The following is a 22,005-nucleotide window of genomic DNA, read 5'->3' on the forward strand; positions in this document are numbered from 1 at the left end:
AGACCTCTCGTGATGTGGCGAATCTGGCGGCGATCAGCGGCCTGCGGGGACGAACGGGTTGCCGGTTGTCGTCGACAGAGATGAACGAGGATTGTCGAAGAGGCCGCGTCGCGTGAGCTCGGGGACGACGCCTTCACCGAACCAGTACAGCTCCTCCAGATGCGGATAGCCGGACAGCACGAACTCGTCGATGCCCAATGCCGTGTACTCGGCTATGAGGTCGGCGACCTCGGCGTGGGAGCCGACGAGCGCGGTGCCCGCGCCGCCGCGAACCAGTCCGACGCCCGACCACAGTCCCGGATACACCTCGAGCGATCGCGGATCCGTCCACGACCCGTCCGCGCGATGGGACTCGTGCAGTGCGCGCATCGCGGCCTGGCCGGTCGACTCGCTGCGGCCCAACCCGGACTGCACGCTCGCCACCGTGTCCTCGTCGAGCGCCGACAGCAGACGTCCCGCCTCGGCCCAGGCCTGCTCGGACGTGTCCCGGGCGATCACGTGCAGCCGGATGCCGAATCGCACCGTCCGCCCCTGCTGCTCGGCGAGGGACCGGATCCAGTCGATCTTCGTGGCGACCGCAGCGGGCGGCTCACCCCAAGTGAGGTAGACGTCGCTGTGCCGTGCCGCGACCGGGCCGGCCTCCGGAGACGACCCGCCGAAATAGATCGGCGGCACGGGGGACGGGCGCGACGGGATCGTCGCGTCTTCGACGGTGATGTGCTCGCCGCGGTAGGTGACCGTCTCCCCATCCCACAGGCGTCGCACGATGGACAAGAAGTCATCGGTGCGGGCGTAGCGTGCGGCCTTGTCGAGGTAGTCGCCGTAGGAGCGCTGCTCGACGGGCTCGCCGCCGGTCACGACATTCAGCAGGATGCGTCCCGGCGCGTGCTTGGCGAACGTCGACGTCATCTGCGCGGCCAGCGTAGGGCTGATGAGGCCCGGGCGAAACGCCACCAGGAAGCCGAGCCGCTCGGTCTCGCGTGCCACCATGGCCGTGGTCAGCCACGCGTCCTGGCACCATGCGCCCGCGGGCGTGAGTGCGGCGGTGAAGCCGAAGTCCTCGGCGGCCCGTGCGATCGACGACAGATAGCCGATCGACGCGTCGCGGTCGCCGCTCGCGATTCCGGCGGGCAGGCCGTGGCCGCCGCCGACGATGAAACGCGAGTCGCCGTACGTCGGCAGGAACCAGTGGAGCTTTACAGACATTCGTCGATGATCCTTTTTCGGGGAGAGGTCGAGAACCGAGGAGGTCGGCTCGAACGGTCAGAGTGTTCCGTGGCTCGGCGGGCGTCGTCGATCGATCGCCCAGTGCCCGAGATGCTGGAGTTTCCAGCGCTCGGGGTCGTGCAGGGTGTGCGTGCGGGCATCGCGCCAGAACCGGGTCAGGTTCGCCTTGTCCGATGCGGTCCGCGTGCCGCCGAAGTCGAACAGTTCGCTGCCCGTACGGCGGGCGGCGCGGCCCGCCGAGACTTTCGCTGCCGCCGTGGCGAGCGCCGCTTCAGCGATCGCGTCCGCGCCCGACGAACCGTCGGCGGCCTCGATCCGTTCCGCCGCGGCGCGCAGGAGCGCTTCGGCGGAACGGACCGCGAGTTCGAGGTCGCCCGCCTGCGCGACGAGCAGGGGATCGTCGGCCGCGCGCTCGACGTCGGCTTCGAACCACGGTCGCGCACGCTGTGCGAGGCCCGGAACGGCGTCGAGCGCTCCGCGCGCTATCCCGACGTCGATCGCCGCGTGCACGAGCTGTGCGCGAGTCCCGTATGTACTGGGCGTCGCGAGCAGCCGCGTGTAGTCGAGAACGAGGTCGCCGTCCACGTCGACGTCGTCGAACACGACGGTCCCGCTGCTCGTCGTGCGCTGTCCGAAGCCGTCCCAGTCGCCGTCGATGGTCACACCGGGCGCGTCGGCGGGCACGTACGCGACCACCGAACCACCATCGGGGCCGAGCGCGCGGACAGCGAGGATGTCGGCGAACACGGCCCCGGTCGCGTAGAACTTGGTTCCCGACAGACTCAGACGTCCGTCCCGGCGTCGCAGCGTGGTCGCATCGTCGACGACCGTCTTCCCGCCGCGTTCAGTCTGAGCGTTCGCGATCCGCGCGCCGTCGAGCACCCGAGTGAACAGATGCCGTTGCAACACGTCCGACCCGACACGTCGTGCCGAGTCGAGGAAGACGAAATGGCTTTGCGGGATCTGCGCGAGGCTCGGATCGGCGGCCGCCACGATCGCGACCACCTCGGCGAGTGTGCGTGCGCCCAGTCCAGGGCCGCCGAAGTCCGTCGGCACGGTGACGGCGAGGAGCCCGGTCGCCGACAATGCCGCGACTTCGTCGAATGGGAGACGACGTCCGGCGTCCCGCGCACTCGCACCCGCGGCAACAGCGGGCGCGAATGCGCGGGCAGCGACCACCGCGGACTCGTGATCGGTGATGGTGTCGGACACGAGTCAGCTGTACAGCGTGAACTGGGGCGCACGGGTGTTGAGCACCCAGTCGCCGATCTCGCGCGCCTTGTAGGCCACCGGGTCGTGGACGGTGTGCGTACGCAGATTGCGCCAGTGCCGGTCGAAGCCGTACGCGGAGGTCGTGGCTCGCGCACCCTGGATCTCGAACAGCCGCGACGCGGCCTCCAGTGACACCTTGGTGGTGACGTACTTGGCTTCGGCGATGGCGATTGCCGTGTCGGCGCGCTGCTCGGCCGAGAGCGTGTCACCGAAGTCGAGCGCGGCCTGCAGTGCGTCGCCTGCCCGGTCGGCGAGGAGGGCCGCACCGGTGATCTCGGCGCGGAGCGCGCCGACCAATTCAAGGATGTACGGGTCGTCGCCCGCACGGTCGAGCCCGGACGTCTCCCAGGCGCTGGCGTTCAGCCGGGTCCAGTCGAGGGCTTCGTCGAGTGCTCCTTCGGCGGTGCCGATGTAGAAGTTGACGAACGCGAGTTGCCAGTGCGGTGTCACCAGAGTCTCGTACGGGGTGAAGGTCGGCGGCGAGTCAGGATCGCCGAGGATCTCGCTCGCGTGGACCACGGCGTCCTCGAAGACGACGCCGCCCGAGTCGGTCAGGCGTTGCCCGATGTTGTCCCAGTCGCCTTGCGGTGCGAATCCCGCACGGTCGGTCGGGAGCGTGAGGAACACGAGAGCGTCGCCGTACGCCGCGGTCACGGACAGCCGGTCGGCGACGCTCGCCCCGGAGGCGAACGTCCGACGACCGTTGAGGCGGTATTCACCGTCGACCCTGGTGAGGACGAGGCCGTCGGCGCCGCGCGGGTTCTGCACACCGCCCCAGAACAGCTTCTCCTCCGCGTTACGCCGGGAGAGCGCCCCAGCCTGGTCGGGCGTGCCGAACAGGTGGGGGATCCGCTGCTGCGCGTAGTGGTAGCCGATCAGGTGTGCGATCGACGTGTCGCCGCGGGCGATGTGGCGGGTGATCTGCTGGCTCTGGGCGTAATCGAGCCCCGACCCGCCGTACTCGACGGGCTCGCCGACCTGGAGCAGGTCGTGCTCGCGCAGGAGCGCGATCTCCGCGGTTGGATCGGCATTCGCGCGATCGCGCTCGGCCGCGGTCGCGCGCAACTCGGATGCGACGATGTCTGCGCGTGTGAGGGCGTCGGCGAACAGGTCGGTGCTGCGTGTGTCGTTTGTGATGGTCATCGTTCTCTTTCCCGGAAAGGTGTGGGGAGGGCTTCGTGGGTTGTCTGGACTCGTCCTGCTGCTCGCACGGAGCAGGCGAGCGCGGTTCCAGCGCGAATCAGGTGGTCAGGACCCCGTTGCGGGCCAGTTCGGATTCGAGCCGTCCGCTGGAAGTGAGGTCGGCTTCGAGCTCGCGGACGAGCGGCAGGATGCGGGTGCCGAAGTATTCGACGTCTTCCAGGTAGTGCAGGAACCCGAGGAGGAAGAGGTTCACGCCGCGGGTCTTGTACGCGACGATCCGTTCGGCTATCTGCTCTGGAGTGCCGATCAGTCCCGTCTTGAATCCGTCGTTGTATTGGACGAGGTCGGCGAACTCGGAACTCGCCCACATTCCCTTGCCGTCCGACGTCGAGGTGCCGGCCTGTTTGACGGCAGATCCGAATCCGGCGACGGCCTCACGGTCGGCCTTGTCGACGATCTCGCGGAGCACGTCGCGCGCCTCGGCTTCGGAGTCGCGTCCGATGAGGAAGCCGTTCAACCCGAATCTGACGGTCCGGCCTGCGATCGCGGCTTCAGTGTTGACGTCGAGTACCTGCTCGGAGAGACCCTCGAAGTCTTTGCCGTTGCTGAAGTACCAGTCGGAGACGCGACCGGCCATCGTGCGCGCAGCCGTCGAGTTGCCGCCCTGGAAGACCTCGGGGTGCGCTCGTCCCGGCACGTCGACCGGCTTGGGTTTGAGGTCGAAGTCATGGAGCCGGTAGAAGTCGCCGGACAGTTCGGCGTGGTCGTCGGTCCAGATGTTGCGGAGGTACGTGATGAACTCTTCGGCGCGACGGTAGCGTTCGTCGTGTTCGAGCCACGGCTCGCCGAGCTTGGTGAACTCGTCCTTGAACCAACCCGACACGACGTTGACGGCGGCGCGGCCACCGGACAGATGGTCGGCGGTCGCCAGGAACTTGGCGAGGACACCGGGATGCCAGAGTCCGGGATGGACGGCCGCGATCACCTTGAGCCGCTCGGTCGCCAGCAGCAGCGCCAGCGAGAAGCTCGTCGACTCGTGCTGGTAAGCCGCCCCGTACGACGAGATGTAGCGGACTTGAGACAGGGCATAGTCGAATCCGTTGTTCTCGGCGAGGACGGCGAGTCTGCGGTTGTAGTCGTATCCCCAGTCGGTGCGCTGCTCGATCGTGGAGACGACGAGGCCGCCGCTGACATTGGGCACCCAGTACGCGAACTGCAATGGTGCAGTGGCGGCTTCGAGCCGCTGTGAACTGATTTCGGGCATGACGGAATAGACCTCCTGAAGGCCTGGTGGTGGATCTGGTGGCGGCCGTGCCGGCCGAGGAGTCAAACAGTCACAGACATCGTCTGCACGGTGATGCGGTCATGGAAAGAGTCTGCGCGCCGAGGTGCCACAGGTCGATGAATGAAATCGCGGTGGTTCCAATCGACGTGGTTGCAAAGCCGCGAACTCGCCGGCGGACGCCGCCGTCCCCGCGATGGCCCGGCGCGTCGCCGCAGAATGGCGCACGACTCTGACAGGAGCAGGTAAGAAGACTCGGTCGCGGGTAGCCCCGCTGCCCGGGCTCGGCGAAGGCAACACGGTGGTGTCCGCAGCGTGGATCAACCCCGGAGCCACCCGCTCGCTGGCACTGGCGCCGCACGGCTCCGACGTGCTCGTCGCGGTGTTCGACGGTCTGTCCGCGAGCCGGAACGGAGGCCTTGCGGAGGTCGACCTTCACCACACTGGCCGACGCCGGCGACGCCGTGCGACGGTGCTGTACCGCGGAGAATCATCGAAGCAGGCGGTCACGTTGCGTGACCACTTCGCTGCAGCGGCGTCAGACGCCGGGTCCTCGCGTCTCGCGTCTCCACAAGATCTGCCGGACGTCCCGTGTTACCGGGTGGCCGAGTCGAGCACCGTGAGTGCGTGCTCGCCGTCGACCGATACGTCGCGCGTGCCACCGGCGAGGATCTCACCGAGGCACAGCAGCGGATCTCCGCACAGGTCGTCCTGTTGCAGAACTCCTAATTGTCCGACTCGTCGCAGACTACGGCGCCGCGGCGGGAAGCACGATCTTGCTGATCTCGACCGCGGCCTTCGGCTCCGGCGCCGGGAGCGGGTCGGTGACGTCCCCGAACCTCACGGTCGCGGTGGCCGCGGGCAGCGGACCGGAGCCGCGGAATCCCATTCCGGTCAGGAGCTTCATCTGCGGAGGCTTACGAACGAACGTGAAGAACTCGGCGATCGCGTCGCCGACATGCGCCGGAACGTGGTCGCCGGCGAGCCGCACGATCGGGTAGTCGGCGACCGGTGTCGAACCGGTGGGCGCGACAGCAGCGACGCGCGCGCTCTCATCGTCCTTCGTGAGCGCGTACAGCCGTTGCTCGGTCACCGGGACCGCGCGGACCTCGGCGTTTTCCGGACCGTTCGCGGAGGCGACCGCCTCGACGGCCGCTTCGGTCGAGCCGTCGCCGATGCGCGGCGGCGCCGACATCAACTGCTCGACCGCACCCCGCACCCGCTGGGTGTTCATCTGGTCGAGTGTGAGTTGCCCCTTCTGGTCGGCTGTCCCGGCCGCGACGGCCTGCGCGGCGAGCGCCGTGGCATCCGACTGCGGTCCGTTCGGCATCGCCATTCGCAACGATCCCCAACTCCGGTGCCCGAACGCGCTCAGCGAATTGGCCAACGTCAGATCGGGGAGACCCGTCCACGCGATCCGCCCGTTCGCCGCCTCGGCGACCTCGGGTTCGACGGCGAGGCGGACAGGGGAGGAGACCAACGACTCCGGTGGCCCCTGCAGTGCGTTCGCCTTTGCGGTCTGCAACGCGGCCGCCCACACCGACGATTCAGGCACCCACGCTCCGGGGAAGGCGCCGAACGCCTTCGTGTCCCAGTCGCGGGCGGTCAGTCCTTCGAGCGTCGCGCGCGCGTCCGCGGGGCGGACCTGGACCGTCACACAGTGGTCCCGGACGATGGGGGAGGTGGCGTTGTAGTTCTGGGCGATCCGCTGGAGCCCCGGAGCGACCGCCGGATCGGCGACGATCGGGACGGTCGCCTTCCCCTCGACGCACGTCGCGGCGTCGGTCGTCGCCGAGTCGTCGATCCGATCGCCGAGCTTGGTCCATGCGGTGATCACGCCGGCGACCAAGATCACGGCCAGCACGATCGCTACCAACGGCCGCGCGATGAACTGCCTCTGTCCGCCGGTCGAATGCTTCGACACGCCACCCCTCCAGTCGTCCCGACCCTGCTGCATCACTCGTGATGCGTCCTCCGCGAAACGCCGAGCCCGGACCGAATCCGGCCCGGGCTCGGCGTTCACACCTTCGGGTATATCAGGCGTTGGCCGCCTTGTACTCGCGGCGCGCCCGGTGCAGGATCGGTTCGGTGTAGCCACTCGGCTGCGTCGTGCCTTCCAGAATCAGCGCCTTCGCCGCGTTGAACGCGATGTTCGAGTCGAAGTCGGCGGCCAACGGACGGTACTCCGGGTCGCCTGCGTTCTGACGGTCGACCACCGGAGCCATTCGCTTGAGCGCGGCCACCACGTCGTCCTCGGTGACGATGCCGTGACGCAGCCAGTTGGCGAGCAGCTGGCTCGAGATGCGCAGAGTCGCGCGGTCTTCCATGAGCGCCACATCGTGGATGTCGGGGACCTTTGAGCAGCCGACACCGTGATCGATCCACCGCACCACGTAGCCGAGGATCGACTGCGCGTTGTTGTCGAGCTCCTCGCGCTTCTCCTCGTCGCTCCAGTCGGTCGTCTTCGCCAACGGGATGGTCAGGATGTCGTCGACCGACGCCGGTTGACGCTTGGCGATCTCGTCCTGGCGCTCGAAGACGTCGACCTCGTGGTAGTGCAGCGCGTGCAGCGTCGCAGCAGTGGGCGACGGCACCCACGCCGTGTTCGCGCCCGCGGTCGGGTGGCCGATCTTCTGCTCGAGCATGTCGGCCATCAGGTCCGGCATGGCCCACATGCCCTTGCCGATCTGTGCCTTGTGCTCGAGACCGGCGGCGAGGCCGACGTCGACGTTCGAGTCCTCGTAGGCGTTGAACCAGGTCTGGCCCTTGATCTCGGCCTTGCGCACGAATGCACCGGCCTCCATCGAGGTGTGGATCTCGTCGCCGGTGCGATCGAGGAATCCGGTGTTGATGAACACGACGCGCTCGGACGCAGCCTTGATCGACGCCTTCAGGTTGATCGACGTGCGGCGCTCCTCGTCCATGATGCCGACCTTGAGGGTGTTGCGGTCCAGGCCGAGGACGTCTTCGACGCGGCCGAACAGTTCGGAGGTGAACGCGACCTCGTCGGGGCCGTGCATCTTCGGCTTCACGATGTAGATCGAGCCGGTCCGCGAGTTCTGCAGACCCTCGGACGACATGCCGTGGACGCCGATCGCTGAGGTGATGAGCGCATCCAGGATGCCCTCGGGAACCTCGTTGCCGTCGGCGTCGAGAATCGCCGGGTTGGTCATCAGGTGACCGACGTTGCGGACGAACAGCAGGCTGCGGCCGTGGACCTCGTAGGTCGAGCCGTCCGGTGCGGTGTAGACGCGGTTCGGGTTGAGCACGCGAGTGAAGGTCTTGCCGCCCTTGCTGACCTCTTCGGCGAGATCGCCCTTGTTGAGGCCGAGCCAGTTGGTGTATCCGAGCACCTTGTCCTCGGCGTCGACAGCGGCGACCGAGTCCTCGAAGTCCATGATTGTGGTGACGGCGGACTCGACGAGGACGTCCTTGACTCCGGCGCGATCGGTCGAGCCGATCGGGGACTCGGCGTCGATCTGGATCTCCAGGTGGAGTCCGTTGTGGCGGAGCAGCACCGACGTCGGCGTCGCGGCGTCCCCGGTGTACCCGACGAACCCGGTCGGGTCGGCGAAGGTCGTGGTGTTCCCGGCGAGGGAGACGGTCACCTTGTCGCCGTCGACGACGTACGAGGTGGCATCGACGTGGCTGCCCTGCTCGAGCGGGACGGCCTTGTCCAGGAACGCCTTGGCGAACGCGATGACCTTGTCGCCGCGGACCTTGTTGTACGACGAGCCCTTCTCGGCGCCGTCGGCCTCGCTGATGGCGTCGGTGCCGTACAGCGCATCGTACAGCGAGCCCCAGCGGGCGTTCGACGCGTTGAGCGCGAAGCGGGCGTTGAGGATCGGGACCACCAGTTGGGGGCCGGGGACCGACGTGATCTCGTCGTCGACGTTCGTCGTGGTGATCTCGAAGTCGGCAGGTTCGGGAACCAGGTAGCCGATCTCGGTCAGGTACGCCTTGTACTCGGCGAAGTCGGCGTCCTTGTGGTCGCGGTGCCAAGCGTCGAGCTTGGACTGGAAGTCGTCGCGGACGGCGAGCAGTTCGCGGTTGCGGGGCGCAAGGTCGTTGATCACGTCTGCGGCGCCCGCCCAGAACTTGTCGGGGTCTACGCCGGTACCGGGAAGAGCTTTGTTGTTGACGAAGTCGTAGAGGACCTCAGCGACCTGCAAGCCGTTGACGGTGACACGGTTGGACATGACGACCTTTCCTGTGCGAATGACGCGAACAAATCCCGGCGCGAGGCGCTTCTGGTTCATTCGGGGTACGGGTGCACCCTGCGTCGGCTACTATACGCGCCGGTAACCTACGGGTCTCCGGCGGTCTGTGACGCTTCGTCCAATGTGCGAGCGACATCGATGACCCTATCGCGCAGTGCGGAGCCACGTCGCGCAACGTCAGTCTGCTCGCTCACATACTGCGCGCGCCCGTCCGCGGTCTCGACCGGTACCGCGACGTACGGTCGGCCCGCGGCGTCGCGCACGCCGGACAGGTCGTAGGGGCTGGCGCGCATGTCCAGTTCGCGCGCGGTCAGCGCGAGATCGAAACAGTCGGCGAGCAGATCCGAGCCGACCAGCGGCGACAACCGGAGGCAGTACCGGTAGAGGTCCATCGTCGCGTGCAGACAGCCGGGCTGTTCGTTGGCGACCGTGTCGGCTCGAGTCAACGCCATCGAATTCCTCGGGCGCGACGCGTCGGTGAAGAAGCGGAACGCGTCGAAATGCGTGCACAGTAGGCGACTCTCCTCGACGACGGCGTCGGTTCCCGCCGCGCCCAGACGCAGGGGATGCGGATGTCTCTTCTCGCCGGTGCGATAGACCATCGCCCACTCATGCAGCCCGAAACAGCCCAGCCGCGGCGGGCGGGACGCCGTCGCCTCCAGGATGCGCAGCGTCCCCGCCACGAGATGGCTGTGGTCGGTGAGGTGTTCGTCGGAGACCGTGGCGGCGGCGCCGTCGACCCGGTAGCCGCGCATCCCGTCGTACTCGGCGGCGTCGAGCAGGACCGTTCCGTAGCCGGGATGCCAGCGAGTCAACTGTGCCGGACGCGCCGAATAGTAGGTGAACAGGAAGTCGATCACCGGGTGCTTCCCCCCGGCCCGGCGTGCTCGCAGATATGGTCCGATCAGCGCCTCGATCCGCGCACTGTGCGCTCGAGCTCGCGCCGTCCAGTCGGTGCGGTCGAGGACTCGGCCACCCTCGCCCATCAGATCCGATGTGTCGAATCGCGGACATCGCCGACGAAGGCCTCCGCGAGGTCGGCCAGGGCGAGCATGCCGATGATTGTGCCGGTGTCGTCGACCACGGCGGCCAGGTGGGCGCTGGCCTTCTGTAACTGCGTCGCCGCCTCGTCCAGGGGCACCGTGGCGCTGATCTTCGGCAACGGACGGATCCGGTCGACCGCGACCAACGAGTCCGCGTCGACGGTCTCGTCGAAGACGTCGTCGAGCACATCCTTGAGGTGCAGGTAACCGATGTACGAGCCGTCGAGGCCGCGGACCGGGAAGCGCGAGAACCCGGTCTCGCGGACCGCGTCTTCGACGGACCCGAGACGTGGACCGAGTCCGCCGGTCGCCGGATCCGGACGCAACCGGACACTGTGCACACCCGACAGCGGGATCATGACCTCGTCGACGGTGCGTTTCACTGTGTCGAGGGCGCGGGTGAGCCGATCGTGCTCGCCCGCGTCGAGCAGCCCGAACTCACGGGACTCGCCGATCATCTGCGCGAGCTCGGTCTCGGTGACGGTCGCCGCCAACTCGTCCTTCGGCTCGACTCGCATCAAACGCAGTGCACCGTTGGCGAGTGCGTTGTACAACCAGATGACCGGCTTGGCGATCCGCAGGAACCACAGGTGGATCGGCACCAGAAGCATGGCGGCGCTCTCCGGGCCCGCCAGCGCGATGTTCTTCGGGACCATCTCGCCGACCAGGATGTGCAGGACGACGACGATGATCAAGGCGATCGCGAACGCGATCGGATGCAGCAGTCCCTCCGGGATATTCGCGAGCCCGAGCGGCTTCTCGATGATGTGCGCGATGGCGGGTTCGGCGATGCGGCCGAGGAGGATCGAACAGATCGTGATGCCCAACTGGCATCCGGCCAGCATCAAGGACAAGTGCTCGGAAGCGTGGATCACGGTCCGTGCCCGCTTCTTGCCCGCGTCCTCCAGCGCGGTGAGACGGTCGCGCCGCGCGGCGATCAACGAGAATTCGGCGCCGACGAAGAAGGCGTTCGCCGCCAACAGCAGGACGGCGAGCAGGACGCCGGACAGGTCACCCACGCTGCTCACCCCGTTCCGCCGTCGCCCCGTCGACCTGCGTCATCCACACCTGGTCCACTCGTCGCTGGTCCATGCGGACCACCGTGCCGCGCCAGCGTTGGACCGCTGCGCTGTGCTCGTCGTCGCTGGTGCTCTCGCGGACCGGCAGGTCGACGACGTCGCCGACCTGGGGGATCCGTCGGAGCTGGAACATGAGCAGGCCGCCGAGTGTCTCGTAGGCGCCGTCGGGGGCGCGATAGCCGATCGCGTCGTGCACCTCGTCGAGACGGAGCAGGCCCGAACACCGGTATCCGTTGCCGACGCGCGCTACCTCGGACTCCTCGTTGTCGTGCTCGTCGGTGACGTTGCCGAGGATCTCTTCGATGAGGTCTTCGCTCGTCACCAGGCCGGCGGTGCCGCCGTACTCGTCGACGACGACGCATACTTCGAGGCCGTCGGCGGAGATTCGGTCTCGGAGCGAGTCGCCGTCCAGAGACGCGGGGACTCGCGTCACCGGACGCGCGATCGAACGCAATGGCGTGGTCGACTGCGTCGTCGCGGGGATCGTGAATGCTTGCTTGATGTGGACGACGCCGACCAGGTTGTCCAGGTCTCCGTCGTCGGCAATGAGGAAACGCGAGTGCCCGGTCCGCGATGACGCGGCGATCAGGTCGCGCACGGTGTCACCGGGTTCGAGGCTCTCCACGCGGACGCGTGGGGTCATCAGGTCTTCGGCGGTCAGATCACCGAACCGGAGCGACCGGTCGACGAGTCGTGCGGTGTCGGCGTCGAGTTCGCCACGCTGCGCGGAGTTGCGGACCAGCGCGACCAGCTCTGCGGCCGACCGTGCGGATTGCAGTTCTTCGGTCGGCTCCACGCCGAGCCTGCGAACGAGTGCGTTGGCGCTGCCGTTGAGTCCGTTGATGGCGGGCTTGAAGACGTTCGAGAAGATCATCATGGGGCCCGCGGTGGCCCGCGCGACGCCCAACGGTTTGGCGATGGCGAGGTTCTTCGGCACGAGCTCGCCGAGCACCATCGACAGCGATGTCGCGATGACTAGCGCGAGCGCCAGCGAGACACCGCTCTTCAGTGAACCGTGCAGGCCGATGGCGTCCAGCACCGGATCGAAAATCTTCGCGAGCACCGGTTCGGCGATGTAGCCGGTGACCAGTGTGGTGATGGTGATGCCGAGCTGGGCGCCCGACAGCTGGAACGACAGGGAGCGATGCGCACGGTCGACTGCCCGTGCTCGACGGTCGCCGCGACGTGCGAGGTCGTTGGAGATGGTCGACCGCTCCAGCGCGGTCAGCGAGAACTCGCCTGCCACGAACAACGCGGTGCCCAACGTCAGGGCCACGAAGCCGAGGAGGCTCGCGACGATGATGAGGATGTCCATCGGTGGTCGGTCACCATCCCCCGGGCAGCGGTCTGCCCTCGGCGAATCCGGCGGCCGACTGCACACCGAGAACCACCTTCTCGTGCAGTTGGGGGAGTGTCGTCGCACCCGTGTACGTGGCGGTGGACCGGACCCCGGACGAGATGTGGTCGATCAGGTCTTCGACGCTGGGACGTTCGGGGTCGACGCGGATGCGCGAGGACGAGATGCCTTCCTCGAACAACGACCGGCGGGCCTGGTCGTAGGCGTTGTCGCCTGCCGATCGGGCAGCGACGGCCCGCTTGGACGCCATGCCGAAGCTGACCTTGTACTCCCCGTTCGCGTCGGTGTGAAGATCGCCGGGCGACTCGTATGTGCCCGCGAACCACGAACCGACCATCGCGTTCGACGCACCTGCGGCGACGGCCAGCGCGACGTCGCGCGGGTGGCGGATGCCACCGTCGGCCCACACGTGTCCGCCGCCTTCGCGTGCCGCGGCAGCGCATTCGACGACCGCGGAGAATTGCGGCCGGCCGACTCCGGTCATCATCCGCGTGGTGCACATGGCTCCGGGGCCGACGCCGACCTTGACGATGGTTGCGCCCGCATTGATCAGATCGAGGGCTCCGCGCCGCGAGACGACGTTGCCTGCGGCGAGCGGAACGCCGAGGTCTGCGGCCGCGACGGCCGACAACGCGGAGATCATCTTCTCCTGGTGGCCGTGTGCGGTGTCGACGACGAGCAGGTCGGCGCCCGACTCGACGAGGGCACGCGCGTTCGCGACGACGTCGCCGTTGATGCCGACGGCGGCGGCCACGCGCAGGCGACCCCGGGAGTCGACGTTCGGCTGGTAGATGCCTGCGCGCAGTGCGCCGGTTCGAGTTAGCACGCCGACGAGCCGTCCGTCGGCGTCGGTCAGCACGGCGAGGTCGGCGTTAGCGTCGACGAGAGTGTCGAACACGCTCCGCGGGTCGGTGTCGGCGGAGAGCGTCACCGGGATCGGAGTCATCGCCGACCGCAGATCGGTGAACATGTCGATGTCGTGACCCGCGGCGGCTCGAGCGATCAACCCGATCGGCCGCGCATCGTGGTCGACGACCACGGCGTAACCATGAGCACGTTTGGGGATGAGCGCCTGCGCGTTCGCCATCAGATCGTCGGCGCCGAGCACCACCGGGGTGTCGGCGACGAGGTGGCGGGACTTGACGTGCTCGATGGTGCGGGCAGCGGCGTCGAGGGGCACGTCCTGGGGGAGGACGACGAGTCCGCCGCGCCGTGCGACCGTCTCCGCCATCCGTTTGCCCGCGATGGCGGTCATGTTGGCGACCACGAGCGGGATCGTCGTCCCGCTCCCGTCGTCGGTCGACAGGTCGACGTCGAACCGGGATGTCGCGGCCGACCGGTTGGGGACGATGAACAGGTCGTCGTAGGTCAGGTCGTGGTCGGGCCGATGCCCGTCCAGGAAGCGCACGTCGGTTCGCCTTTCAACAGTGATGTTCGTAGTGGGGATGGTTCGGATTCACATGTGCGCTACGAGTCGCCGGAGTTCGGTCAGCCAGGGGATGGCGACGGCGAGCGTCGGGACGACGAGGATCGCCACGGCGAGCAGGTACGCGGTCGTGGAGACGAGCGGCAGGGGTCGGACATCGCAGAGCCGACGCACGCGCACCAACGTCGTCGGGCCGCCGACGGCCATCGTGCCGCGCGGCGCGGTCGCATCCGCGCAGGCGACGAGTGCTCGTCCCACGGTGGCGGGGGCGGTCGCGTGCGCGGCCTGGTCGTCGGCGAGGGCTTCGGCGAGCAGTTCGACCGCGCCGAGCGCGGAGCGGGAACGGACGAAGCGGGGGAAGGCCTCGTGCAATGCGATGAACGCTTCGAGAACGAGATCGTGACGGGCGCGTAGGTGCGCGCGCTCGTGTTCGATGACCGCCGACAACTCGTCGTCGGTGAGCCGGTTCAGCACGCCTTCGCTGAGGACGACGCGACTGCCTCGGAGGCCGGGCAGGCAGTAGGCGAGCGGCGCGGGAACGTCGAGCACCCGGATGTCGCGACCGCGCTCGCGATGTCGATCGACGCGGTCGACGAGGTCGATCAGCATTCGGTGCTGATTACGTCGTGCACGAGTGCGGACGCCGACTCGGACGATGCTGTAGATGAGTTTCGCGCCGACCAGCAACGTGAGCGCGAAGACGATGACGTACACGGTCCACAGGAACCAGCCGAGACGCTCGACCTCGTCGAAGGGGTTCGTCGTCGGTGCGCCGTTGACGCCGGGGGAGAGCAAGTTGGCGGCGATGGCCAGACCGGTGCTGAACGCGGACAGGACGGCGGCCAGCGCGACGGCTTGCCACAGTGTCATCGCGGCGCGGGGCGCGTACAGCGGCCAGGACGCGTGTGCGAGAGCCTGCGGGATGGGGCCGACGAGTGCAATGGTGAGGATGCCGAACAGCAGCGCGGTCATCGGCTTCCCTCTGGTAGTGCGGTGCGAGCGGTTGCCCGCGGTTCGGTGTCGACTCTAGTGCTTCGGGCTGCGAGACGATTCGAGTTCGTCCAACGCTTCGCGAAGGGCGGCGATCTCGTCGGCGTCGACCTGACCGACGAAGGACACGAGAGCTGCGTGGCGCGATCCGGGAGCCTCCGCGCCTTTGAGTGCATCGACCATCAGGCTGGCGACGAGGTCTTCGCGCGGACGCGCTGCTGTGTAACGGTGGGCGCGGTCGTCGCGGATCTGGGTGACCAGTTCCTTCTTCGTCAGACGCTGGAGCACGGTCATCACGGTGGTGTACGCGAGCGCCCGTGAACTCGACAGCTCGGCATGGACCTGACGGACCGTCTGTGGCGTCGCCGACGCCCACAGAGTGTCCATCACTGCACGTTCGAGCTCTCCCAGGCCGTTCATCTTCTTCATCTTACGTCGACTCCCGTCGAAGGTCGTGTACTGCCCTGTCCGTTATGGACAACGCGGTCGGTCGCGGATCAGTTCCCGCTGCGGTCCGGGTCTCACAAAGAAGACGCTTGACTCGGAGGTAAGGATAGCCTACATTCAATCGCAAGGATCGTCTGAGTGTCCTGAGGGCTGCAGAGACCTCCGATCCGCCGCAGTGGCCCCCGCGCTCGTCTCGAGTGCGGGGGTCACTGATGTGTCCGCTGCCTGTCCGGCGCGCCGCCCCTTTCGGAGTCGCGCCTTTCGGAGTCGCGCCTTTTGGGGGCACCTGCCGGTCGCCGACCGGCTCGGTGGCATTCTGGCCGTATGACTGAACATCTCGATGAGGCGTTGGCGCAGGCCAAGAAGACGACCGGCTTGGACGAGCTACTCGGGTTCGTCGTCGACACGGCGTCCGGCGACGGAATCACGGGCTCGTTGACGATCACCCCCGACCACCACCAGCCGTTCGGGATTGTGCACGGCGGGACGTACTGCGCGTTGGCCGAGAGTGCGGCGAGCATCAGCGCGTTCTGCTGGGTACGGGAGACGGGCATCGGCGGCACCGCAGTCGGCGTCAACAACTCGACGGACTTTCTGCGGTCCGTCTCCGATGGCGTGATCACGGTGTCGACGACGGCGATTCACCGTGGACGGCGTCAGCAGCTGTGGCAAGTCGATATGGTCGATGAGCAGGGACGACTGGTCGCGCAGTCGCGAGTGCGGATGCAGAATATCGCGATGTGACGACCCCGGCGGCGAATATCGACGGCACCCGCGGCCGTAGGGCGCCTTTCCGCTGCGGTCCATGTCGTGTGGTCCTGACCTGTTACGGTCGAACAGCTGTGACGACGCGTACCCGAAGCTCACGGCACCGGGGGTCGTTGTCTGAAGAACTAGAGACGACGTGGCTTTCTTGAGACGACTGATTTCGGAAAGACATGTGGAGTTTGTGGCGAAGGAGACCTGTGTCAACGCCGAGTAAAGCCAGAGATACACCGAAGCGCGATTGGGTCGTCTTCTCGATCACCGCGTTGTTGTCGATCGCCTTCGTGGTGTGGGGGTTCCTCGACAAGGAGGGCCTGAAGACGATCTCCGCAGACGCTCAGGGCGGAGTCATCAAGTACCTCGGGTGGTTGTTCGTCCTCGCGACGACCGGTTTCGTGGTGTTCGTGATCTGGTTGGCGATCAGCAAGTACGGCCGCATCCGGCTGGGTCGGGACGACGAGGGGCCGGAGTTCCGGACCAGCTCGTGGATCGCGATGATGTTCAGCGCGGGCATGGGCATCGGTCTGATGTTCTTCGGCGTCGCCGAGCCGCTGACCTATTACGTGTCGCCGCCGCCGGGCACGGTGCCGCCGGAGACCGTCGAGGCCTTCAAGACCGCCATGGGAACCACGATGTTCCACTGGGGACTGCAGCCGTGGGCGATCTACGCGGTGGTCGGCCTGGCCATCGGATACGGCATGTACCGCAAGGGCCGCTCGCAGCTGTTGTCGGCGGCGTTCACCTCACTGTTCGGTGACCGAGCGAACGGCCCGGCCGGAAAGATCATCGACATTCTCGCGATCTTCGCGACCCTGTTCGGCTCGGCGGCATCGCTGGGCCTGGGCGCGCTGCAGATCGGCGACGGCATGAAGTTCGCCGGCTGGGTCGGCGACGTCGGCACCCCGATCCTCGTGGTGATCATCGCAGTGTTGACGTGCTGCTTCATCCTGTCCGCCGTCTCGGGCATCGCCCGCGGTATCCAGTGGCTGTCGAACATCAACATGGTGTTGGCGTTGCTGCTCGCTGTATTCGTGTTCGTCGTCGGACCGACCCTGCTCATCCTGAACCTGATCCCGAGTGCGCTCGGCGACTACATTCAGGATTACGTCGCGATGAGCTCCCGTACCGGGGCCGACGGCGACGCGGCGCTCGCGGACTGGCTCTCGACGTGGACGATCTTCTACTGGGCCTGGTGGATCTCGTGGACGCCCTTCGTCGGCATGTTCATCGCGCGCATCAGCCGCGGACGCACCATCCGACAGTTCGTGACCGGTGTGCTGCTGGTTCCGACCATGGTCAGCCTCGTGTGGTTCTGTGTCTTTGGTGGCGCGGCGATTCGTCGACAGGACCAGGTCGGCGACATGGTGACCAGGACGATCGAGGACGGGAAGGAAGTGGTGTCGGTCAACTCGACCGGTGCCCTGTTCGACCTGTTGGACACGATGCCGTGGTCCGGGGTCACCGCAGTCCTGGTGATGGCGCTGGTCGCGATCTTCTTCGTGTCGGGCGCCGACTCCGCGTCGATCGTCATGGGGTCGCTGTCGGAGAAGGGCGCGCACGAGCCACGGAAACAGACCGTCATCTTCTGGGGTGTGTTGACCGGCGCGGTCGCGGCGATCATGCTGGCCGTCGGCGGGAGTACCGCGTTGGACGGCCTGCAGTCGATCACCATCATCGCCTCGGTGCCGTTCGTGGTCGTCATGCTCTTGTTGTGCGTCGCCCTGTACAAGGATTTGCGTTCGGACAAGGTGATGCTGATCGAGAGTCGCAGCTCGCTGCTGGTCGAACGCGCCGTCGCCATCGGTGAGGGAAGTTACGGCGACGACTTCGACCTCGTCACCCGCTACAGCGAGACCGGCGCACATCCGATCGTCCACGCCGGTGTCGAGGAGGAAGTCGACACCGGCACCGTCGACACGAGCAAGGAGTCTCCCGAGCCGACGACGTAGCCGTCTACGCAGGACGCGTCAGTTCCCGCTTATAGTCCGGACGATAAGCGGGAACCGACGCGTCCTGCGTTAGCGGGGCACGCTAAGCCCGACTCGCACCATGCGCCTGCGGAGCATCGGAACCATGGCGTCATCGCGCAGCTCGGCGACGGTCCAGCGTGCCACGTCGGCGACCTGGTCGCGCAACGCGTCTTCACGGAGCTTCTCGGCGACGACGGCGCCCTCGACGCTCTGCCCGGGTCGGAGGTCGCGGCCGTACTTGCGCAGACCGTCGAACTCGCCGACGAGGCGCCTGTCCCATTCATAGTCGGTGAAGGCGACGCTGCCGTCGCGCAGGTCGAATCTGGTCTGGAGTTCGGGGACGGGCAGACCTGCCGTGATCATCTGTGCCCGGCCCCACGATTCGCCCGCGTTGGCTGATCGCGGATCGCAGTAGCGCAGCGCGGCCGTGACCACGGCACAGCCGCGGATCCGGTGTCGGCCCAGTTCGTCACCGATCTCGTCCGTGCTGACGCCGACGCGGCGCGCGCTGTCGAGCACGGCGAGGGCCTGCTCGAAGGTTCCACCGGCGGCGACGTCGACTGCGGTCCGTGCGATAGTGGAGACCGCGACGCCGTCGACCTCGACGACCGCGTCGTGCGGCAACCCGCTGTGGATGTGTCGAGTCGCCATCCGGCGGCCGCCACCAGACTTCGACGTCGCGAAGTGTACTGTCCGCTGATCCGGATGCAGGAGGTCCAGCCCGTGTATTGCGGCAGCGGACTCATTGCTCAACGGAGTGTCGCTGTCCTGAGCCGCGGCGACGACCTTCAGCCGGTACACGGCGTCGGCCGTGCCATGCTCGGGCAGGAGCGCGGTGCGCACGCACACGCCGCGGTCAACCAGGGTGAGCTCTCCACGTCGCAGGGCGAGCTTCAGATCGGTGTCGGTGAATCCAACGCCGAGTGCGCTTCGCCGCCGGATGATGCCGTTCTCGTCTTCGGGCCACATGCGCGACAGTGAACCCCACCGTGCCCGATATGTCTCCCCAGAATTCCACAGCCTCGTCTCCCGCGTCAGGCACGCGTTCCCGCTTATAGTCCGGACAATAAGCGGGAACGCACGCCTGACGCGGGAACTCCAACCAGCCGCTAGGCCAGAGCTCGGCCGAGCTAGGCCGAGCTGTTGCGCTCCTCGAGCTCCTTCTTCGCGCGGGCGCGCTCGTCGTCGGCCAGACGCAGACGCTCGAGATAGGAGAGCTCGGTCAGGGCGTGGCGCGCGTACACCTGCTGCTCGGTGACCGCCAACTGGGTGCGGCCCCGCGTGCTGAACGCGAAGAACCAGTTGACGAACGTGTTCAGACGGTTGCGGAAGCCGACCATGTACACCAGGTGCAATGCCAGCCAGCCGAGCCACGCGAAGTAGCCCTCGGTCTCGAACTTGCGCTTGGTGCCGGGGATCGGCACCTGCATCACCGCGCTGAAACGAGAGATGGTCGCCATCGAGCCCTTGTCGAAATAGCTGAACGGCTTGCGCTGGTCGGGGGTGTGACCCTTGAGTGAGGCGCGGATCGCGTCGGCCGCGTAGCGTCCGCCCTGGATCGCGCCCTGCGCGACGCCCGGCACACCGTCGACGGCCATCATGTCGCCGACGACGAATACGTTGTCGTGGCCGGGGATCGTCAGATCTGCTCCGACCTTCACCCGGCCTGCGCGGTCGAGCTCGGTGTCCGACTGCTCGGCGAGGATCTTGCCGAGCGACGACGCCTGGACGCCTGCCGACCACACCTTGCACTGACTCTCGATACGGCCGATCTCGCCGTCCGGGTACTTCACGGTGAGGCTGTCGTCGTCGATGTCGGTGACCATCGCGCCGAGACGGACGTCCACGCCCAGCTTCTCCAGTCGCGCCTTTGCCTTGTTGCCGAGCTTCTCACCGAACGGCGGCAGGACGGCGGGCGCGGCATCGAGCAGGATCACCTTCGCGGTGGTCGGATCGATGTTTCGGAACGCACCCTTGAGCGTCTTGTCGCTCATCTCGGCGATCTGGCCTGCCATTTCCACGCCGGTCGGACCCGCACCGACGACGACGAAGGTCAACAGCATCTCTTGCTCGGCGCGATCGTCCGATAGTTCGGCCTGCTCGAATGCGCCGAGGATGCGGCCACGCAGTTCGAGGGCGTTGTCGATCGTCTTCATGCCTGGCGCGTACTCGGCGAAACTGTCGTTGCCGAAATACGACTGGTCGGCGCCCGCCGCGATGATCAGGTCGTCGTACGGGGTGACGGTGGTGCGTTCGAGGAGTTGCGACTTGACTGTCTGCGACTCGAGATCGATGTCGAAGACCTCGCCCAGAATGACGTTGGCATTGCGTTGATCGCGCAGGATGAGGCGGGTCGCGGGAGCGATCTCGCCCTCCGCGACGATGCCGGTCGCGACCTGGTACAGCATCGGCTGGAACAGGTGATGGGTGGTCTTGGCGATCAGAGTGACGTCGACGTCGGCCTTTTTGAGGCGCTGCGCCGCGAACAGCCCGCCGAAGCCCGAACCGATGATGACGACCCGTCGGCGCCGCATCGGATCGGTGGCAATGGTGTTGCTCATCGGTTGTCTCCAGAGTTGTCGAGAATCATTGCGTCCTGCGCTTACCGTTCAACGTTAGTACCTGCCTGTCACCCGGTCATACCGATGGTCCCGTTTGCTCGACGGTGCCGGCCTGCGGTCCGGTCGACGGTGTGTCGGCCACGCGTGGCGGCCCACTGATCGCGCAGCAGTTCGTACTCGATGTCGTCATCGATCTGCTCGCCGGACAGCCGTGCTGCGGACAACGCCAACGGCGACAGACGCATGCCCAGCTTGCGCATCACCCGGTGCGACGCGGAGTGGCCGGGGTGCGCGCTGGCGAACACACGCCGAGTGTCGGTCGACAGGAACGTGACGGCGATCAACGCGGCTGCAGCTTCGGTCGCGATGCCCGCACCCCAGTGTTCGCGGGCGATGCGGTAACTGAGTTCGAGTTCGTGTTCGGCGCTGTGTCGGGGCAACCGTAGATGGACCCAGCCGGCGAACATGTCGTGACGCCGCAGCGATACCGTCCACATCCCGGTCCCGTGCGACGCGAACTGTGCCTGCGAACGGGGAACCACCCAGTCGGCGATGGTGTCCCGTCGAGTGGGTTCGCCGCCGCTGACGAAGCGCATCACGTCGGGGTCGGCGTCGAGCACGTACAGGCGGTCGACGTCGTCGGGCGACACCGGCCGCAATCGCAGACGTTCGGAGTCGATGGCCACGCCCGGCAGTCTAGCGACGCGCGTGGAGGACGTGTCGGACGTCGACGATATGGTCGACCCGTGTCGGATGAAGAGAACATGAATGCACCGCAGACTCCGTTCGCGGTGGAGGTCGCGTTGCGCTGGGGCGATCAGGATTCGCTCGGGCATATCAACAACGTGCAGATCGCGCGAGTGGTCGAAGAGGCCCGCATTCGCGCGATGAATACCTGGTTCGGTGGCGGGAAAGGCACGTTCTGGGCAGTCTTGGCACGCCAGGAGATCGAGTTCGTGAGCATCCTGCACTATGACCCGAAACCCGTGCAGGTCCAGGTTTGGATCACGCGTATCGGGACGTCGTCCTTCGACTTCGGCTGCCGTGTGCTCGCACCGACCGGCGAGGTCGCAGCCCTGACGGAGACCACGCTCGCTGCGCTCGACCCGAAGGCTGGCGCGACGGTCCCGCTGCCCGACGCCGCCGTCCGAGGACTGCGCGAACACGTCGGGGACCCGGTGCCGTTCCGTCGCCGTCGATGACCTGAGGCGTCAGCGTCGACA

General features: G+C 67.1%; 19 protein-coding genes. 4 read left to right on the plus strand and 15 right to left on the minus strand.

Annotation, left to right across the window (positions count from 1 at the left end):
* Positions 1–33: 33 nt before the first annotated feature.
* The 4 genes from L5G33_RS04520 to sfnG all read right to left on the minus strand — a co-directional run bounded on the left by L5G33_RS04520 (position 34) and on the right by sfnG (position 4,906).
* Entirely contained in the window at positions 34–1,206 is a 1,173-nt protein-coding gene (locus L5G33_RS04520) for an LLM class flavin-dependent oxidoreductase (RefSeq protein WP_236996962.1), read from the minus strand.
* A gap of 57 nt (positions 1,207–1,263) precedes the next feature.
* Positions 1,264–2,439, minus strand: a complete 1,176-nt coding sequence (locus L5G33_RS04525; RefSeq protein WP_236996963.1) for an SfnB family sulfur acquisition oxidoreductase — start codon at positions 2,437–2,439, stop codon at positions 1,264–1,266.
* 3 nt (positions 2,440–2,442) lie between these two features.
* Complete coding sequence (locus tag L5G33_RS04530; protein WP_236996964.1) at positions 2,443–3,642, minus strand: acyl-CoA dehydrogenase family protein; 1,200 nt, start codon at positions 3,640–3,642, stop codon at positions 2,443–2,445.
* A 97-nt stretch (positions 3,643–3,739) separates the two neighbouring features.
* Positions 3,740–4,906: a dimethylsulfone monooxygenase SfnG gene (gene sfnG / locus L5G33_RS04535; RefSeq protein ID WP_236996965.1), complete on the minus strand. Its 1,167-nt coding sequence runs from the start codon at positions 4,904–4,906 to the stop codon at positions 3,740–3,742.
* A gap of 645 nt (positions 4,907–5,551) precedes the next feature.
* Between sfnG and L5G33_RS19515 the strand changes: the two genes are divergently transcribed.
* Complete coding sequence (locus tag L5G33_RS19515; protein ID WP_443669082.1) at positions 5,552–5,653, plus strand: DUF7373 family lipoprotein; 102 nt, start codon at positions 5,552–5,554, stop codon at positions 5,651–5,653.
* A gap of 19 nt (positions 5,654–5,672) precedes the next feature.
* Here the strand turns inward: L5G33_RS19515 and L5G33_RS04540 are convergent, their stop codons facing one another.
* From L5G33_RS04540 to L5G33_RS04575, 8 genes are all read right to left on the minus strand, one after another.
* Positions 5,673–6,848, minus strand: coding sequence for a hypothetical protein (locus L5G33_RS04540; protein ID WP_236996966.1), 1,176 nt, complete (start codon positions 6,846–6,848; stop codon positions 5,673–5,675).
* 112 nt (positions 6,849–6,960) lie between these two features.
* The gene (locus L5G33_RS04545; RefSeq protein ID WP_236996967.1) at positions 6,961–9,123 is read right to left on the minus strand and encodes a malate synthase G; all 2,163 of its coding nucleotides are present in this window, start codon (positions 9,121–9,123) and stop codon (positions 6,961–6,963) included.
* Between the two features lie 107 nt (positions 9,124–9,230).
* Entirely contained in the window at positions 9,231–10,130 is a 900-nt protein-coding gene (locus L5G33_RS04550) for a 3-methyladenine DNA glycosylase (protein WP_236996968.1), read from the minus strand.
* Positions 10,130–11,206: a hemolysin family protein gene (locus tag L5G33_RS04555; RefSeq protein ID WP_236996969.1), complete on the minus strand. Its 1,077-nt coding sequence runs from the start codon at positions 11,204–11,206 to the stop codon at positions 10,130–10,132. Before L5G33_RS04555 ends, L5G33_RS04550 begins: the two co-directional genes overlap by 1 nt.
* The gene (locus tag L5G33_RS04560; protein ID WP_236996970.1) at positions 11,199–12,581 is read right to left on the minus strand and encodes a hemolysin family protein; all 1,383 of its coding nucleotides are present in this window, start codon (positions 12,579–12,581) and stop codon (positions 11,199–11,201) included. Before L5G33_RS04560 ends, L5G33_RS04555 begins: the two co-directional genes overlap by 8 nt.
* Positions 12,582–12,591: 10 nt before the next feature.
* Positions 12,592–14,031: a GMP reductase gene (guaB1, locus tag L5G33_RS04565; protein ID WP_236996971.1), complete on the minus strand. Its 1,440-nt coding sequence runs from the start codon at positions 14,029–14,031 to the stop codon at positions 12,592–12,594.
* Between the two features lie 48 nt (positions 14,032–14,079).
* On the minus strand, positions 14,080–15,021 hold the full coding sequence (locus L5G33_RS04570; RefSeq protein WP_236996972.1) for a M56 family metallopeptidase: 942 nt from the start codon (positions 15,019–15,021) through the stop codon (positions 14,080–14,082).
* Positions 15,022–15,075: 54 nt separating this feature from the next.
* Positions 15,076–15,468: a BlaI/MecI/CopY family transcriptional regulator gene (locus L5G33_RS04575; protein WP_236996973.1), complete on the minus strand. Its 393-nt coding sequence runs from the start codon at positions 15,466–15,468 to the stop codon at positions 15,076–15,078.
* Between the two features lie 342 nt (positions 15,469–15,810).
* Between L5G33_RS04575 and L5G33_RS04580 the strand changes: the two genes are divergently transcribed.
* Both L5G33_RS04580 and L5G33_RS04585 read left to right on the plus strand, forming a co-directional pair.
* Complete coding sequence (locus L5G33_RS04580; protein WP_236996974.1) at positions 15,811–16,230, plus strand: PaaI family thioesterase; 420 nt, start codon at positions 15,811–15,813, stop codon at positions 16,228–16,230.
* Between the two features lie 194 nt (positions 16,231–16,424).
* Positions 16,425–18,200 (plus strand): BCCT family transporter, encoded by a 1,776-nt coding sequence (locus L5G33_RS04585; RefSeq protein ID WP_372476857.1) that lies wholly within the window; start codon positions 16,425–16,427, stop codon positions 18,198–18,200.
* A gap of 69 nt (positions 18,201–18,269) precedes the next feature.
* On the opposite strand, the gene L5G33_RS04590 is transcribed toward L5G33_RS04585, so the two are convergent.
* The 3 genes from L5G33_RS04590 to L5G33_RS04600 all read right to left on the minus strand — a co-directional run bounded on the left by L5G33_RS04590 (position 18,270) and on the right by L5G33_RS04600 (position 21,468).
* Positions 18,270–19,190, minus strand: a complete 921-nt coding sequence (locus L5G33_RS04590; protein ID WP_236996976.1) for a hypothetical protein — start codon at positions 19,188–19,190, stop codon at positions 18,270–18,272.
* Between the two features lie 161 nt (positions 19,191–19,351).
* On the minus strand, positions 19,352–20,782 hold the full coding sequence (locus L5G33_RS04595; protein WP_236996977.1) for an NAD(P)/FAD-dependent oxidoreductase: 1,431 nt from the start codon (positions 20,780–20,782) through the stop codon (positions 19,352–19,354).
* Between the two features lie 68 nt (positions 20,783–20,850).
* Positions 20,851–21,468, minus strand: a complete 618-nt coding sequence (locus L5G33_RS04600) for a GNAT family N-acetyltransferase (protein ID WP_236996978.1) — start codon at positions 21,466–21,468, stop codon at positions 20,851–20,853.
* A 60-nt stretch (positions 21,469–21,528) separates the two neighbouring features.
* Here L5G33_RS04600 and L5G33_RS04605 point away from each other — a divergent pair, with 60 nt between their 5' ends.
* On the plus strand, positions 21,529–21,984 hold the full coding sequence (locus tag L5G33_RS04605; RefSeq protein ID WP_236996979.1) for an acyl-CoA thioesterase: 456 nt from the start codon (positions 21,529–21,531) through the stop codon (positions 21,982–21,984).
* Positions 21,985–22,005: the final 21 nt, after the last annotated feature.

It is taken from the genome of Gordonia liuliyuniae (genome assembly GCF_021738805.1).
Taxonomy (GTDB): domain Bacteria; phylum Actinomycetota; class Actinomycetes; order Mycobacteriales; family Mycobacteriaceae; genus Gordonia; species Gordonia liuliyuniae.